The sequence below is a fragment of the Empedobacter sp. R132-2 genome, from assembly GCF_030324375.1.
GTDB lineage: Bacteria > Bacteroidota > Bacteroidia > Flavobacteriales > Weeksellaceae > Empedobacter > Empedobacter falsenii_B.
Map to the genome: position 1 here is coordinate 80,154 of NZ_JACAGG010000003.1, position 14,789 is coordinate 94,942.

The 14,789-nt window shown below is 34.3% G+C and carries 11 protein-coding genes; 5 read left to right on the plus strand and 6 right to left on the minus strand.

What is annotated here, in order from left to right; translation table 11 throughout:
- From HXZ69_RS03275 to mfd, 4 genes are all read right to left on the minus strand, one after another.
- Window positions 1-540 carry an NADH-quinone oxidoreductase subunit C gene (locus tag HXZ69_RS03275; RefSeq protein WP_038333373.1) on the minus strand — a complete coding sequence of 180 codons (540 nt, stop codon included), beginning with the start codon at window positions 538-540 and terminating at the stop codon, window positions 1-3.
- Between the two features lie 9 nt (window positions 541-549).
- The gene (locus HXZ69_RS03280) at window positions 550-1,122 is read right to left on the minus strand and encodes an NADH-quinone oxidoreductase subunit B (RefSeq protein WP_038333376.1); all 573 of its coding nucleotides are present in this window, start codon (window positions 1,120-1,122) and stop codon (window positions 550-552) included.
- A gap of 29 nt (window positions 1,123-1,151) precedes the next feature.
- Window positions 1,152-1,517, minus strand: coding sequence for an NADH-quinone oxidoreductase subunit A (locus tag HXZ69_RS03285; protein WP_115002285.1), 366 nt, complete (start codon window positions 1,515-1,517; stop codon window positions 1,152-1,154).
- A gap of 227 nt (window positions 1,518-1,744) precedes the next feature.
- The gene (mfd, locus tag HXZ69_RS03290; RefSeq protein WP_286494974.1) at window positions 1,745-5,113 is read right to left on the minus strand and encodes a transcription-repair coupling factor; all 3,369 of its coding nucleotides are present in this window, start codon (window positions 5,111-5,113) and stop codon (window positions 1,745-1,747) included.
- Between the two features lie 482 nt (window positions 5,114-5,595).
- On the opposite strand from mfd, the gene ilvD reads away from it, so the two are divergent.
- Genes ilvD through ilvA form a run of 5 tightly spaced genes read left to right on the plus strand, consistent with a single transcriptional unit; the run spans window position 5,596 to window position 12,421 of the window.
- Complete coding sequence (gene ilvD, locus HXZ69_RS03295) at window positions 5,596-7,287, plus strand: dihydroxy-acid dehydratase (protein ID WP_221854713.1); 1,692 nt, start codon at window positions 5,596-5,598, stop codon at window positions 7,285-7,287.
- Complete coding sequence (ilvB, locus tag HXZ69_RS03300) at window positions 7,220-8,980, plus strand: biosynthetic-type acetolactate synthase large subunit (RefSeq protein WP_286494975.1); 1,761 nt, start codon at window positions 7,220-7,222, stop codon at window positions 8,978-8,980. Before ilvD ends, ilvB begins: the two co-directional genes overlap by 68 nt.
- A 6-nt stretch (window positions 8,981-8,986) precedes the next feature.
- Window positions 8,987-9,580: an acetolactate synthase small subunit gene (gene ilvN / locus HXZ69_RS03305; protein ID WP_180905464.1), complete on the plus strand. Its 594-nt coding sequence runs from the start codon at window positions 8,987-8,989 to the stop codon at window positions 9,578-9,580.
- 41 nt (window positions 9,581-9,621) lie between these two features.
- A complete protein-coding gene (gene ilvC / locus HXZ69_RS03310) occupies window positions 9,622-11,103 on the plus strand; it encodes a ketol-acid reductoisomerase (RefSeq protein WP_286494976.1) in 1,482 nt (493 codons plus the stop codon).
- Window positions 11,104-11,137: 34 nt separating this feature from the next.
- Window positions 11,138-12,421: a threonine ammonia-lyase IlvA gene (ilvA, locus tag HXZ69_RS03315; protein WP_221854717.1), complete on the plus strand. Its 1,284-nt coding sequence runs from the start codon at window positions 11,138-11,140 to the stop codon at window positions 12,419-12,421.
- Window positions 12,422-12,494: 73 nt separating this feature from the next.
- Here the strand turns inward: ilvA and thrC are convergent, their stop codons facing one another.
- Window positions 12,495-13,802, minus strand: a complete 1,308-nt coding sequence (thrC, locus tag HXZ69_RS03320) for a threonine synthase (RefSeq protein ID WP_286494977.1) — start codon at window positions 13,800-13,802, stop codon at window positions 12,495-12,497.
- A gap of 2 nt (window positions 13,803-13,804) precedes the next feature.
- Window positions 13,805-14,788 carry a homoserine kinase gene (locus HXZ69_RS03325; protein WP_286494978.1) on the minus strand — a complete coding sequence of 328 codons (984 nt, stop codon included), beginning with the start codon at window positions 14,786-14,788 and terminating at the stop codon, window positions 13,805-13,807.
- Window position 14,789: the final 1 nt, after the last annotated feature.

The window sequence follows — 14,789 nt, forward strand, 5'->3', positions numbered from 1 at the left end:
TTAATTTGCTTTTACATTAAAACCTCCGTAATTAAAATCTCCACCACGACCAAACATATCGTCGTCTTTGTCTTTACGTGTTTGATCCTCTAATGGGAACTCTTTGCGTAACGGATGATAATCCATTTCTGGAACATTCATGACACGAATTAAATTTGGATGTCCTACAAAATCAACTCCATAGAAATCATACGCCTCGCGCTCTAACCAGTTAGCTGTTTCGAATAATTTAGTTGCGGTAAAAATCGAAGGTTTTTCGATTGGTAAAGCAAATTTTAATCGAACCTCAACTCCTTCATATAGATTATAAACTAAATAGGTTACAACCAATTCTTCTCCAACATTATTAGGATAATGAATAGCAGTTAAATCCTTCAAAAATTTGAAAGATAATTGCTCATCATCATATAAATATTGTAAAATCTTTAGATTGAAATCTTTGTTAGCGTATAAAGTCAATACACCGAAATGCTCTTCGTATCCGTATATATTTTCTTGAAACTTCTGAACCAAACGGTCTTTTATAAATGAATTGTCCATTATTTCAACTTATTTAATTCCATAACTTGCTAAAAGTTGTTGATATTCTTCGCTACTTCTGCGACGAACACTTTCGCTCTCTACCAACTCCTGAATACGCATTACACCATCGATAATTGCTTCTGGACGAGGCGGACAACCTGGCACATATACGTCTACTGGAATTACTTCATCAATTCCTTGTAAGACCGAATATGTATCAAAAATTCCTCCCGAACTTGCACAAGCGCCAACAGCAATCACCCAACGAGGTTCTGCCATTTGGATGTAAACTTGCTTCAGAACTGGTGCCATTTTTTTAGAAATTGTACCCATTACCATCAACAAATCGCACTGACGAGGCGTAAAAGCCAAACGCTCAGATCCAAAACGTGCCAAATCGTATGTCGAACCCATAGTCGCCATAAACTCGATTCCGCAACAACTTGTCGCAAATGGTAAAGGCCAAATAGAGTTTTTACGCGCTAATCCAACTACTTTTGATAGTTGCATCGCCATAAAACCTTCACCTTCAAAACCTCCTGGAGACTCTACAATCTTCACATTGGTATTGTGTGTTACTGGTCTTTTATTATGAATCATTATACTATTATTTTAGAATTTTAATCGCTCTATTTTTCCCAATTAAGAGCTCCTTTTTTGCGTACATACAAGTACATCACAAAGAATAATCCAACGAATGTTACAACTGCTGCAAAACCTTCCCAACCTAACTCTTTAAAATTCGCTGCATATGGGTAAAAGAAGATTACCTCTACGTCGAATAACACGAATAAAATGGCTACTAAGAAGTATTTAATTGCAAATGGCTGTCTTGCATTTCCAACTTTCTCAATCCCAGACTCGAAATTCTCTAATTTTTCGTCTGTCTTTCTCGATGGCCCAAGAAAATGCGTCGCAACGATAGTACCCGCTACAAACGCAAAAGCAATCACAAAAAGAATGAGAATAGGAATATAACTTGATGCTGTTTCCATAACTACTTTACTATTTTTCCAACTAATATTTTATCGATAAAAATAATAATAAAATATCATATTATTTATGTGAATTAGTTTTCAGTAAGTTGTAGTTCTTTATATGATAAATTATATATTATTTATTTATATCGGAAGTTTGATAATTGAATAAAAAAAGGAGAACTAACAACTTGGTCAATTCTCCCTATGTATTTTATTAGATTACTAATTAAAACTTAAAAAAGTTAATGAATTAATAAATTTTGTAGACCTTGTAGTGCTTCATTCACAGTTTTAATATGTTCAAATCGTACTAACAATGTTGGGTACTCTTCTCCTTTTTTGGGTGATTTTTCCTTAAAACTGATGTTTTTAGGGTTATTTTGAACGTAATTTAAAATTAATCTAAATTCATCTGACTGATAAAATTCGCTTTGTGGTTTATTAATAAAATAAGCCAATAAAACACCATTTTTCATCACCAAACGTTCGAAACCTAATTTTTTACTGATCCATTTCAGTTGAATTGATTCCAATAAATTTTCGGCTTCAATTGGTAATTTTCCAAAGCGGTCAATCAAATTATTTTTAAACGTTTGTAAATATGTTTCAGTTTCGACATCAGCTAATTCTTTGTACAGCAATAAACGCTCTTCCGAACTTTCAATGTATTCGTCTGGGAACATAATTTGTAAATCCGAATCAATTTGCACATCCGACACATACGATTTTACTTCTTCCGATTTTTGATCTTCGAACAAATCTTTGAAATCCGTTTCTTTCAATTCTTCTATCGCTTCATTCAAGATTTTTTGATACGTTTCGAATCCAATATCCATCATAAATCCTGTTTGTTCAGCACCTAAAAGATTTCCAGCTCCACGAATTTCTAAATCTTTCATCGCAATATTGAATCCTGATCCTAAATCAGAAAACTGCTCAATTGCTTGCAAACGTTTACGCGCTTCGTCCGTTAAAACCGAAAGTGGTGGCGCAACCAAATAACAAAACGCTTTGCGGTTACTACGACCAACACGTCCACGCATTTGATGCAAATCTGCCAAACCGAAATTCTGCGCATCATTAATTAAAATCGTATTCGCATTCGGAACATCTAAACCAGATTCGATAATAGTTGTTGACACAAAAACATCATATCGACCATCAATAAAATCGAGTAAAACGGCTTCTAATTCTTTCCCATCCATTTGTCCATGACCAATCGCCACACTCGCATCAGGAACTAATCGTTGTACCATTCCAGCAATATCTTTTAACGATTGCACACGATTGTGAATGATATAAACTTGTCCACCACGTTGCATTTCATACATAATCGCATCACGGAAAATCTCTTCATTAAAACCAACCAATTGCGTATCGACAGGTTGTCTATTTGGTGGAGGAGTTTTGATAACCGATAAATCACGCGCAGCCATCAACGAGAATTGAAGTGTACGCGGAATTGGCGTCGCAGTCAAGGTTAATGTATCAATATTTTCGCGAAGTGTTTTCAATTTATCTTTTACACCAACACCAAATTTGTGTTCCTCATCCACAATTAATAATCCCAAATCTTTGTATTCAATTTTTGGATTAACCAATTGATGCGTTCCTATCACAATATCAACTTGACCAGATTTTAAACCATCTAAAACAGCTTTTTTCTTTGCTCCTGTTACAAATCGATTGAGATAAGCAACTTTCACAGGCAAATCTCGTAAACGCTCTGAAAATGTCTTGAAATGTTGAAAAGCTAAAATCGTTGTTGGCACTAAAACAGCAACTTGTTTTCCATCAACAGCTGCTTTCATCGCCGCACGAATCGCAACCTCTGTTTTCCCGAAACCAACATCTCCACAAACCAAACGATCCATTGGGCGTTCAGATTCCATATCCGTTTTTACATCTTGCGTCGCTTTGTACTGATCGGGCGTATCTTCATAAATAAAAGATGCTTCCAACTCATTTTGCAAATACGTATCAGGCGAATACGCAAAACCTTTTCTGGCACGGCGTTTCGCATATAATTTAATCAAATCGAAAGCAATTTCTTTTACTTTAGCTTTGGTTTTATTCTTTAAATTTTTCCAAGCTGGAGATCCAAGTTTTGAAATTTTTGGCTCAGCGCCATCTTTTCCTCTAAACTTTGCAATTTTATGCAACGAATGAATATTAACATACAGAATATCATTATTTTGATAAATCAATTTGATTGATTCTTGCGTTACGCCATTATTATTCAATCGTACCAAACCTGCAAATTTTCCGATCCCATAATCTATATGCGTCACAAAATCTCCAACTTGCAACGAATTGATTTCCTTTAGCGTAATCGCTTCTTTTTTGGAAAATGAATTTCGAAGATTGAATTTATGATATCGACCAAAAATCTGGTGATCTGTATAACACGTTAATTTGATTTCTTCGTCAATAAAACCTTGATAAATAGATCCCAAAACGGGAATATATGAAACTTCTTTTCCGATATCATCAAAAATTTCTTCGAAACGTTTGATTTGATTTTCATTGGAACAAATCAGTGCATTTTTGAAACCTTCGGCTTTATGCTCATTCAAATCATCAATTAATAACTCGAATTGCTTATTAAAACTTGGTTGAGGTTTGAATGGTGATTCTATTTCTTCAACTGTTTCAAAATAAGATTTCATGGAACATTCAATAACTCCATAAGATGAAATTTGTTGAAGAAATGCATTCTCATTCAAAAATAAATGATTCGGTTCTGCTTGTTTAATTTCTCCTTTCAATTCTGAAAAAGCAACTTCCGCTTGTTCAAAATTCTTGGTGATTTGTTTCGCTAAAACAGAAATATTTTTCGCGATAACTAAACTATCTTTCGAAATATATTCTAAGAAACTTTCTCGTTTTTCGTTAATCGATTTACTCTCAAGATTTGGAATAATCGTAATTTCTTTTGTCGTTGCAATGGACAATTGATTCTCGATATCAAACGTTCTGATGGTTTCCACCTCATCACCAAACAACGAAATTCGATAAGGATGCTCATTCGAAAACGAAAAAACATCTATAATTCCACCACGAATCGAGAATTCTCCCGGTTCAGAAACAAAATCAACACGATGAAAATTATAAGAAGATAAAACCTCCGTTAAGAAATCAATTCCTAAATCATTTCCAACCTTCACTTTAAGTGTATTCGTAGAAAGCGCTTTTTTTGTCACTACTTTTTCAGACAAGGCTTCCGCATATGTCACCACAATTTTTGGGCGTTTCGAATGCGATAATACATTTAAAACCTCTGTTCTAATAACAACATTTGCATTATTTACTTCCTCAATTTCGTAAGGACGCTTATAAGAAGACGGAAAAAATAGAATTTGTTCTTTATCAAACAAAGTTTCCAAATCATTTAACACATAAGCCGCTTCTTCTTTATCATCAAAAATTAGAATCGTAGGACGCGCAACACGATCATATAAATGACCAGTTATAATGCTCAATCCTGAACCTAAAAAACCTTTGATATTGACTTTATGCTGTGGATTATTTTTAAAATTGACAATAAGCTTCTGTACGAAATCTGAAGAATCGTATAAGCTAAAAACGTTGTGAATAGTTTTCTGTTCCAAAGTTTTGCAAATATAAAATTTTATAAACTTATTTTTAAACAATCTTTAAAAAAAGCAATGTTAAAATGCGAATTTTCAATTAATGAAAATTTTTCGGAAAATTTATAAAAAAAGTTGAGCTAAGTTAAAAAAATTAATCCTAGCTTTGGCTTATCAAAAAAAGAAAATGAAATTAGTTCACAACATTATCAACTTGATTATTTTAGTCATTCTTATCCCAGGGAGTGGTAATTAGTTGTGTACGTACAAAATAACAATTAAAGCCACTTCTTAACGAGGTGGCTTTTTTTATGGAGAAAAATTAATTAAACAATATTATGCAAAACAATTTCGTCATTATTATCATTATTATTTTAGTCTTGGTCTTACGATTAGGAAAGGTGGTTTTATGACAAATTTTTTGAACGATTTTTTATGAGCCACCTTTATTCAGGGTGGCTTTTTTTTATGTTTTTAATACAAACAATGTCAAATAAATAGTGATGAAAAACAACAACAAAGCACTAAACAAACATAGTCGAACCGTTACGCAAGATGACACTTTACCCGCGTCACAAGCGATGTTACATGGGATTGGCTTAACAAACGAAGACCTTAAAAAACCATTAATCGGAATTGCAAGCATGGGGTACGATGGAAATACTTGCAATATGCACCTAAATCAATTTGCACAGTTGGTACAAGATGGAATGAAAGCCGAAAACCTAATCGGATTGAAGTTCAACACTATCGGAATTAGCGATGGAATTACCAACGGAACTTCAGGAATGCGCTACTCTTTAGTAAGTAGAGAAATCATTGCAGATTCTATCGAAACTGTTTGTGCAGGACACTTTTACGATGGCGTAATTACTATTCCTGGTTGTGATAAAAACATGCCAGGATCGATTATGGCAATGGGACGTTTAAACCGTCCTTCGATCATGATTTATGGTGGAACAATTGCTCCGGGACATTACAAAGAAGAGGAATTAAACATTGTTTCTGCTTTCGAAGCATTAGGAAAAAAATTAAACGGAAATCTTGATGACAAAGATTTTTGTGGAATCATTCAGAATGCTTGTCCTGGTCCAGGTGCTTGTGGCGGAATGTATACAGCAAACACAATGGCAGCGGCGATTGAAGCAATGGGAATGAGTTTACCTTATTCTTCGTCTTACCCTGCTCTTAGTCAAGAAAAGAAAAACGAATGTACAACTGCGGCACATTATCTAAGAATTTTATTAGAAAAAGATATTAAACCAAGTGATATCATCACGAAGAATTCTTTAGAAAATGCAATCAAAACAATTGTTGTTTTAGGCGGAAGCACAAATGCTGTTTTGCACTTATTAGCAATTGCAGCGACTATGAATATCAAATTATCATTAGACGATATACAAGCAATTAACGATAAAACATCAGTAATAGCAGACTTAAAACCTAGTGGAAAATACTTGATGGAACATTTGAGTAAAGTTGGTGGAGTTCCTGCTGTTTTAAAGTATATGTTACAAGAAGATTTAATCGATGGAAGTTGTTTAACGGTTACTGGAAAAACATTAGCCGAAAATTTAGCATCGGTTCCTGATTTAGATTTCTCTAAACAAAATATTATTCGTCCATTATCTAATCCCATAAAAGAAACTGGACACTTACAAATGCTTTACGGAAACCTTGCTCCTGGCGGATCGGTATCTAAAATATCTGGAAAAGAAGGTTTTTATTTTAAAGGAAAAGCACAAGTTTTTAATAGCGAAGTTGAAGTTTTAAAAGCAATCGAAGATTTACAAATCAAAGCTGGAAGCGTTATCGTCATCCGAAACGAAGGTCCGAAAGGTGGTCCTGGAATGCCAGAAATGTTGAAACCAACATCTGCCATTATTGGAGCTGGATTAGGAGATAAAGTCGCTTTGATTACAGACGGACGATTTAGTGGCGGAACGCACGGATTTGTCGTCGGTCACATAACACCAGAAGCTTTTGAAGGAGGTCCAATCGCATTAGTCGAGAATAATGATCTCATCGAAATTGACATCAACAAAAATGAATTAAACCTTTTGATTGATGAAAAAACATTAGAAAATCGAAAAAATAACTGGAAACAACCCGCATTAAAAGTAAAAAATGGAGTCTTATACAAATACGCAAAGCAAGTCGGAAACGCTTCAGAAGGATGTCTTACTGACCAATAAACCAACTCAAATTTCAGGTTCACAAGCGATTATTAACGCTTTATTGTCCGAAGGAGTTACAACAGTCTTTGGCTATCCTGGTGGCGCAATTATGCCTATATATGATGCTTTGTATGATTACAAAGATATATTAGAACACATTTTAGTTCGTCATGAACAAGGAGGCATTCACGCTGCGCAAGGTTATGCAAGAACTTCAGGAAAAGTAGGTGTAGCTTTTGCCACGAGTGGTCCAGGCGCAACGAATTTAGTCACTGGAATTGCAGATGCCATGATTGATAGCAATCCTATTGTATGTATCACAGGGCAAGTTTTCGCTTCTCTTTTAGGAACGGATGCTTTTCAAGAAACTGACGTTATCAATATTACTAATCCTATCACGAAATGGAATTATCAAATTACTGATGCAGAAGAAATAAATGATGTTCTAGCAAAAGCATTTCATATTGCTCGCTCTGGAAGACCAGGACCTGTCTTAATTGACATTACAAAAAATGCTCAAATACAACTTATCGAAAAGAAAAAGTATGAGAAATGCACGCATGTTCGCAGTTATAGACCAGAACCAGAGATAAGAACTGAATATATAAAAGCTGCTGCTAAACTTATTAATCAAGCAAAAAAACCATTTGCGATTATTGGTCAAGGAATATTACTTGGAAAAGCTGAACAAGAATTAAACGATTTCTTAGAAAAATCTGGAATTCCTGTAGCAACAACTTTGATGGGATTAAGTTCTTTAGATACTGATCATCCACAATATGTAGGTTTATTAGGTATGCATGGTAATTATGCACCTAATGTTAAAACAAATGATTGCGATGTATTAATTGCCATAGGAATGAGGTTTGATGATCGCGTAACTGGACGCTTAGACAAATATGCAAAACAAGCCAAAGTGATTCATCTTGATATTGACCCAGCAGAGATTGGTAAAAATGTAAAAGTTGCTGTCCCTGTTTGGGGAGATTGTAAAAAAACACTTCTGTTATTAACAAATTTGATTCATCCTAATGATCATTCTCAATGGTTAAAAGAATTTAGAGATCTCGAAAAAGAAGAACGTACAGAAGTTATTAATAAAGAATTCCATCCAACAACTGATGTGATATCTATGGCTGAGGTTATCAATACCTTAAATGAATTAACTAAAGGAGAAGCCGTTATTGTGACAGACGTAGGACAACATCAGATGTCGGCTTGTCGTTACGCGAAATTCAAAGATTCTAAGCTTTTGGTTACATCAGGAGGATTAGGAACAATGGGATTTGGTTTACCTGCAGCAATTGGAGCATGGTATGGAGCACCAGAAAAAGACATTGTCATGGTTTGTGGAGATGGTGGTTTCCAAATGACGTTACAAGAAATGGGAACGATTATGCAATTTGGAGCTAAAGTAAAAATATTAATCCTAAACAATAGCTTCCTTGGAATGGTGCGTCAATGGCAAGAATTATTCAACGACAAACGCTATTCTTTCGTAGATATTACAAGTCCAGATTTTGTAGCACTTGCAAAAGCCTACCAAATAGAAGGTCAAAAAATAGAAGCAAGAAACGACTTGAAAAATGCTTTAAAAGAGATGTTAGAGCATGATGGTTCTTATCTTTTAGAAGTTATGGTAGGAAAAGAAAACAATGTATTTCCTATGGTAGAACAAGGTACAAGTGTTTCTGAAATTAGATTAAAATAAATTATTATGGACTCAAAACAAGAATATACAATTACGCTATATACAGAAAATTCCATAGGAATTTTGGGAAGAGTTGCAGGAATTTTTACTCGACGAAAAATTAATATTGAAAGTTTAAGCACTTCTCCATCAGAAATAGAAAATGTACACCGATTTACAATTGTAATTGAAGAATCTGAAGAAGTCGTTCGAAAACTTTGCATGCAAATTGAAAAACAAATCGATGTTCTTAAAGCTTATTTCAATAATAATGATGAATTAATCTGGCAAGAACAAGCTTTATACAAAGTACCCACTAACATTATTGCTGAAAAGGCATACGTTGAACGTTTATTACGTCAATATGGCGCGAATACAGTTGTGATTCGCAATGATTATACAGTTTTTGAAACAGCTGGTCATCGTGAGGAAATTGATAATCTAACACAAGAGCTGACTAAATATGGCTTAATAGAATTTGTTCGTGGAGCTAGAATAGCCATTATAAAAGCAAGTGCTGGTTTCCATGAAAAATTATTACAATTCGAAAAAGACGAGCCATCAAAAGAAGTAATCGAAAATGAATTCCTAAACGAAGGAACCTCAGTTTTCACAATGTAAAGACGAATAATTCAACAAATAATTTTATTAAAAAATCAAAAATGACTAATTACTTTAATTCACTATCATTAAGAGGTCAATTATATCAACTAGGACAAGCAGAATTTCTAAATAACTCAGAATTCGCAAAAGGTACAGACGCATTAAAAGACAAAAAAATTGTGATTGTAGGCTGCGGTGCGCAAGGGTTAAACCAAGGATTAAATCTACGAGACAGCGGTTTAGATGTTTCATACGCGTTACGCAAAGAAGCGATTGAACAACAAAGAGATTCTTGGAAAAATGCAACAAGTCATAATTTTACAGTAGGAACTTTCGAGGAATTAATCCCAAATGCTGATGTTGTTGCGAATTTAACGCCGGATAAACAACATACGCAAGTTATCAATACTGTTCAACCACTTATTAAACAAGGTGCTACACTTTTATATTCTCATGGATTCAATATCGTAGAAGAAGGTGTGCAAATTCGTAAAGATATTACAGTAATAATGGTTGCACCAAAATGTCCAGGTTCGGAAGTTCGTGCAGAATATTTAAGAGGATTCGGAGTTCCTACATTAATTGCCGTTCACCCAGAAAATGATCCCGAAGGAAAAGGTTTTGATCAAGCAAAAGCATATTGTGCAGGAACTGGTGGTCACAGAGCGGGAGTTTTAAGATCATCATTTGTTGCGGAAGTAAAATCAGATTTGATGGGAGAGCAAACCATTTTATGTGGTCTTTTACAAACAGGTTCTATTCTTTCTTTCGAAAAAATGATTGAAAACGGAATTGATGCTGGTTATGCTTCAAAATTAGTTCAATATGGTGTGGAAGTAATTACAGAAGCCTTAAAACATGGTGGAGTTAGCGGTATGATGGATAGATTAAGTAATCCTGCTAAAATTAAAGCTTTTGAACTATCAGAGGAATTAAAAGATATTATGCGTCCATTATTCCAAAAACATCAAGACGACATTATTTCTGGTGAGTTTAGTAAAACAATGATGGAAGATTGGGCGAATGATGATAAAAACTTATTAAAATGGAGAGCTGAAACTGAAGAAACTGCTTTTGAAAAAACACCCGCTGGAGATGCAAATATTACTGAACAAGAATATTTTGATCATTACACTTTAATGGTTGCTTTTGTTCGTGCTGGAGTTGAATTAGCTTTCGAAACTATGGTGGAAGCAGGTATTAAACCTGAATCTGCTTACTACGAATCATTACACGAAACACCATTGATTGCAAATACAATTGCTCGTAAAAAATTATTCGAAATGAATCGTGTAATTTCTGATACAGCAGAATATGGTTGTTATCTTTTCGATCAGGCTTGTAAACCTTTGTTAAAAGATTTTATGACAAAAGTAAACGTAGACGTTGTCGGAAAAAATTACAACGAAGGAAAAGACAATGCTGTTGACAATGCGACATTGGTACACATAAATGATGTTTTACGTAATCATCCTGTCGAAACTGTGGGAAAAAAACTTCGTAAAGCAATGACTGCTATGAAAACCATAAAAACGGCATAATCAAATATTAAAATAACTAAGAAAATAGTGAATTATGACAAAGGGACTTAGAAGTGAGAAAACTGAGACCTTAGGCGTTTCGCTTGACGAAGTAAACTTAGCACAAATGAATTTGAAAGGAGTTGCCAAAAACACTCCTTTCGATTTCAATGAAAATTTAAGTCGTCAATTTGATGCGAATGTCTATCTAAAACGAGAAGATTTACAAGTCGTCCGTTCATACAAATTACGTGGTGCTTATAATAAAATCGTTCAGTTATCAGAACAAGAAAAAAATAATGGTGTAATCTGCGCAAGTGCAGGAAATCACGCACAAGGTGTGGCGTATTCGTGTCAACAATTAAATATCAAAGGTAAAATTGTGATGCCAACGACGACACCTCAACAAAAAATAAAACAAGTAAAATGGTTTGGGAAAGATCAAATCGAAATCATTTTACATGGTGATACATTTGATGATGCATCGGCTTTTGCACATCAATTATCCCAAGAAGGAAATATTACATTTATTCATCCTTTTGATGACGAAAAAGTAATCGCAGGACAAGGAACTGTTGCTTTAGAAATTTTGAATCAATGCAATCAACCAATCGATTATATTTTCGTGCCAATTGGCGGTGGAGGTTTAGCATCTGGCGTTATTTCTGTGATGAAAACACTTAGTCCAAACACCAAAATTATTGGCGTAGAACCGAGTGGCGCAGCAAGTATGGCAGAAGCTATCAAACAAAAACAATCTGTTGCATTAGCGAAGATTGACCCTTTTGTAGATGGCGCAGCTGTAAAAAAAGCAGGTGAAAAAACCTACAAAATCTGTGCAGAAGGTTTAGAAACAACTTGTGCTGTTCCAGAAGGAAAAGTTTGTTCGAGCATTTTGCGTTTGTACAATGAAGACGCAATTGTTGTAGAACCAGCAGGCGCTTTGAGTGTTTCGGCTTTAGATTTTTTCAAGGAAGAAATCAAAGGAAAAAATGTGGTTTGCGTGCTTAGTGGAAGCAACAACGACATTACGCGAATGGAAGAAATAAAAGAAAGAAGTTTGCAATATGAAGGTTTGAAACATTATTTCATTATCAATTTTCCTCAACGTGCTGGCGCTTTAAAAGAATTAGTGAACGAAGTTTTGGGTGAAAATGATGACATCACCTATTTCCAATACACGCAAAAAAATAACAAAGAAACAGGTCCAGCAGTAGTTGGCATTGAATTAGACAAAAAAGAAGATTTAGATGGTTTAATTTTTAGATTAGAAAATCATCATTTCGACTATCAATATCTTAACACAGACAACACACTCTTTTCGTTAATGATTGGATAATTTTTCCATCATTAATATACTATTCAAAAAAAGCAAAGCTTCTATTTAGTTAGAAACTTTGCTTTTTAATTTATTAATTATTCAACAACCAATTTTTTAACTCATCAAAATTATTGTTCATTTTAACTTTATTCGATTGTTTCGATTTCAATTCTTCGACTTCTTTTGGATAGACAATTTTATCTCGTATTTCTTTCGGAAAAACTTCAGGAAATTTACACGGATGCGCTGTCGATAAAAATACCACTAACTCTTTTTCATCTTGCTTTTTCGCTTGGTATTCCTTCGCTGCCAACCACGCAATCGACGTATGCGGACAAGCAATGTAATCATATTCTTGATTAATTTTAACAATTGCATTTGTCGTTTCAATATCTGAAAAAGCTTTTGAAACCATTTTTGATTTTAATTGCCCCACATCTTGCTCAAAAAATTCCATCACGCGAACCCAATTACTCGGATTTCCAACATCCATTGCATTCGATAACGTTTGTACAGAAGGTTTTGGTTGATAATTTTCGGTTTCTAAAAACGACGGAATAGTATCATTCGCATTTGTAGCCGCAACAAATTGTTCCACTTCCAATCCTAATTTTGAAGCCAAAATACCAGCCGTAATATTCCCAAAATTCCCACTCGGAACAACAAATGATACTTTCTCAAAACCTTTTCTTTTTGCTTGGGCAAATGCCTCGAAATAATAGAAAGATTGCGGAATTAAGCGAGCAATATTAATTGAATTTGCTGAGGTTAAATTTAGATTTTTCATTAAATCTTTATCTAAAAAAGCTTGCTTTACCAAGGCTTGACAATCATCAAAAGTTCCGTCGATTTCTATGGCACGAATATTTTTTCCATTCGCCGTTAATTGCAATTCTTGTATCAGCGACACTTTTCCTTTTGGATACAAAATCGTTACTCTCGTTCCTTCTACTCCCAGAAAGCCAAGTGCGACAGCGCCTCCTGTATCGCCAGAAGTTGCGACCAAAATATCTAACAATTCATTATCTTTTTTCGAATAATACGCCATCACGCGACTCATAAATCTTGCTCCAAAATCTTTAAAAGCAAAAGAAGGTCCGTGAAATAATTCCAAAATAGCTAAATCATCTTCTAAAAACACCAAAGGCGCAGGAAAATTGATTACCTCATCAATCAAATTATTAATCGTTTCTTCAGAAAAATCATCTTTTAATAAATGATTTGTAACCTTTTTCGCAATCTCTTGAAATGAATAATTTTCAATCGAATTGATCCATTCATCATCTATTTTTTGTAACGACAAAGGCATATACAATCCTTTATCTTCTGGCAAAGATTGAAAAACGGCTTGTTTAAAATCGACTCTATTATTATGATTATTTGTACTATATAATTCCATTTTTAGTATTTTATGTAAGGTCCTTGTTGATTAATTTTAGAGACAAATGATAAATGTTCAATTTCTTTTATCGTCAAAAAATCATTTAGTTTTTGTTCGATATTTTCTGCACCCAATTTACTTTTAGATAACGCCATAACTGTTGGTCCAGAACCAGAAATACCGAATGTTAATGCATTATTTTCGAGCGAAATACTTTTCATTTCATTAAAATATGGAATCAATAAAGAACGATTTGGTTCGACAATATCATCTTGCATCGAACGACCAATTTCTTCGTAATCATTCTCATAAAGCGCTGCAACCAAACTTGCAATATTTCCCCATTGCTTTATTGCTTTACTCAATTGCACTTTATCTTTAATTAATTTGCGCGCATCCTTTGTTGGCACTTCTACTTTTGAGTAAATCAGTGTGACATATAAATTTTCAGGAACAGGTAAAGAACGCACCAAAATCGGCTCATAAGAAGGAATCAACGTAATTCCTCCAAACAACGATGGCGCAACATTATCCGCATGAGCAGCGCCACAAGCCAATCGTTCGCCTTCCATACAATAAGGCAAAAGCTCATTTTTAGAAAGTGGTTTTCCTAATAATTCATTCAATGCAAAAAGTCCAGAAACTGTGCTCGCCGCGCTTGAACCTAAACCACTTCCAATTGGCATTTTTTTGTGTAATTCTATCGATAATCCAAAAGAATCTTGTAGACCTAAATCACAAAATAATTTCCATGCCGAATGAGAAACTGTATTTTTCATCGCATCCAAAGGCAATTTACCCTCGTCACCTGTAATTGTCAGAATTTCGATTCCTAACTTTTCTGTCTTTTTCATGATTACCTCATCACCTGGATAATCCACCGCAAAGCCCAAAATATCATATCCACAGATCATATTGGCAACTGTTGCAGGAGCAAAAACATGTACTTTATCTAAAAACTTCGCTTGATCAAGCTTATATTTATTTTCGATTATTTGATTCATC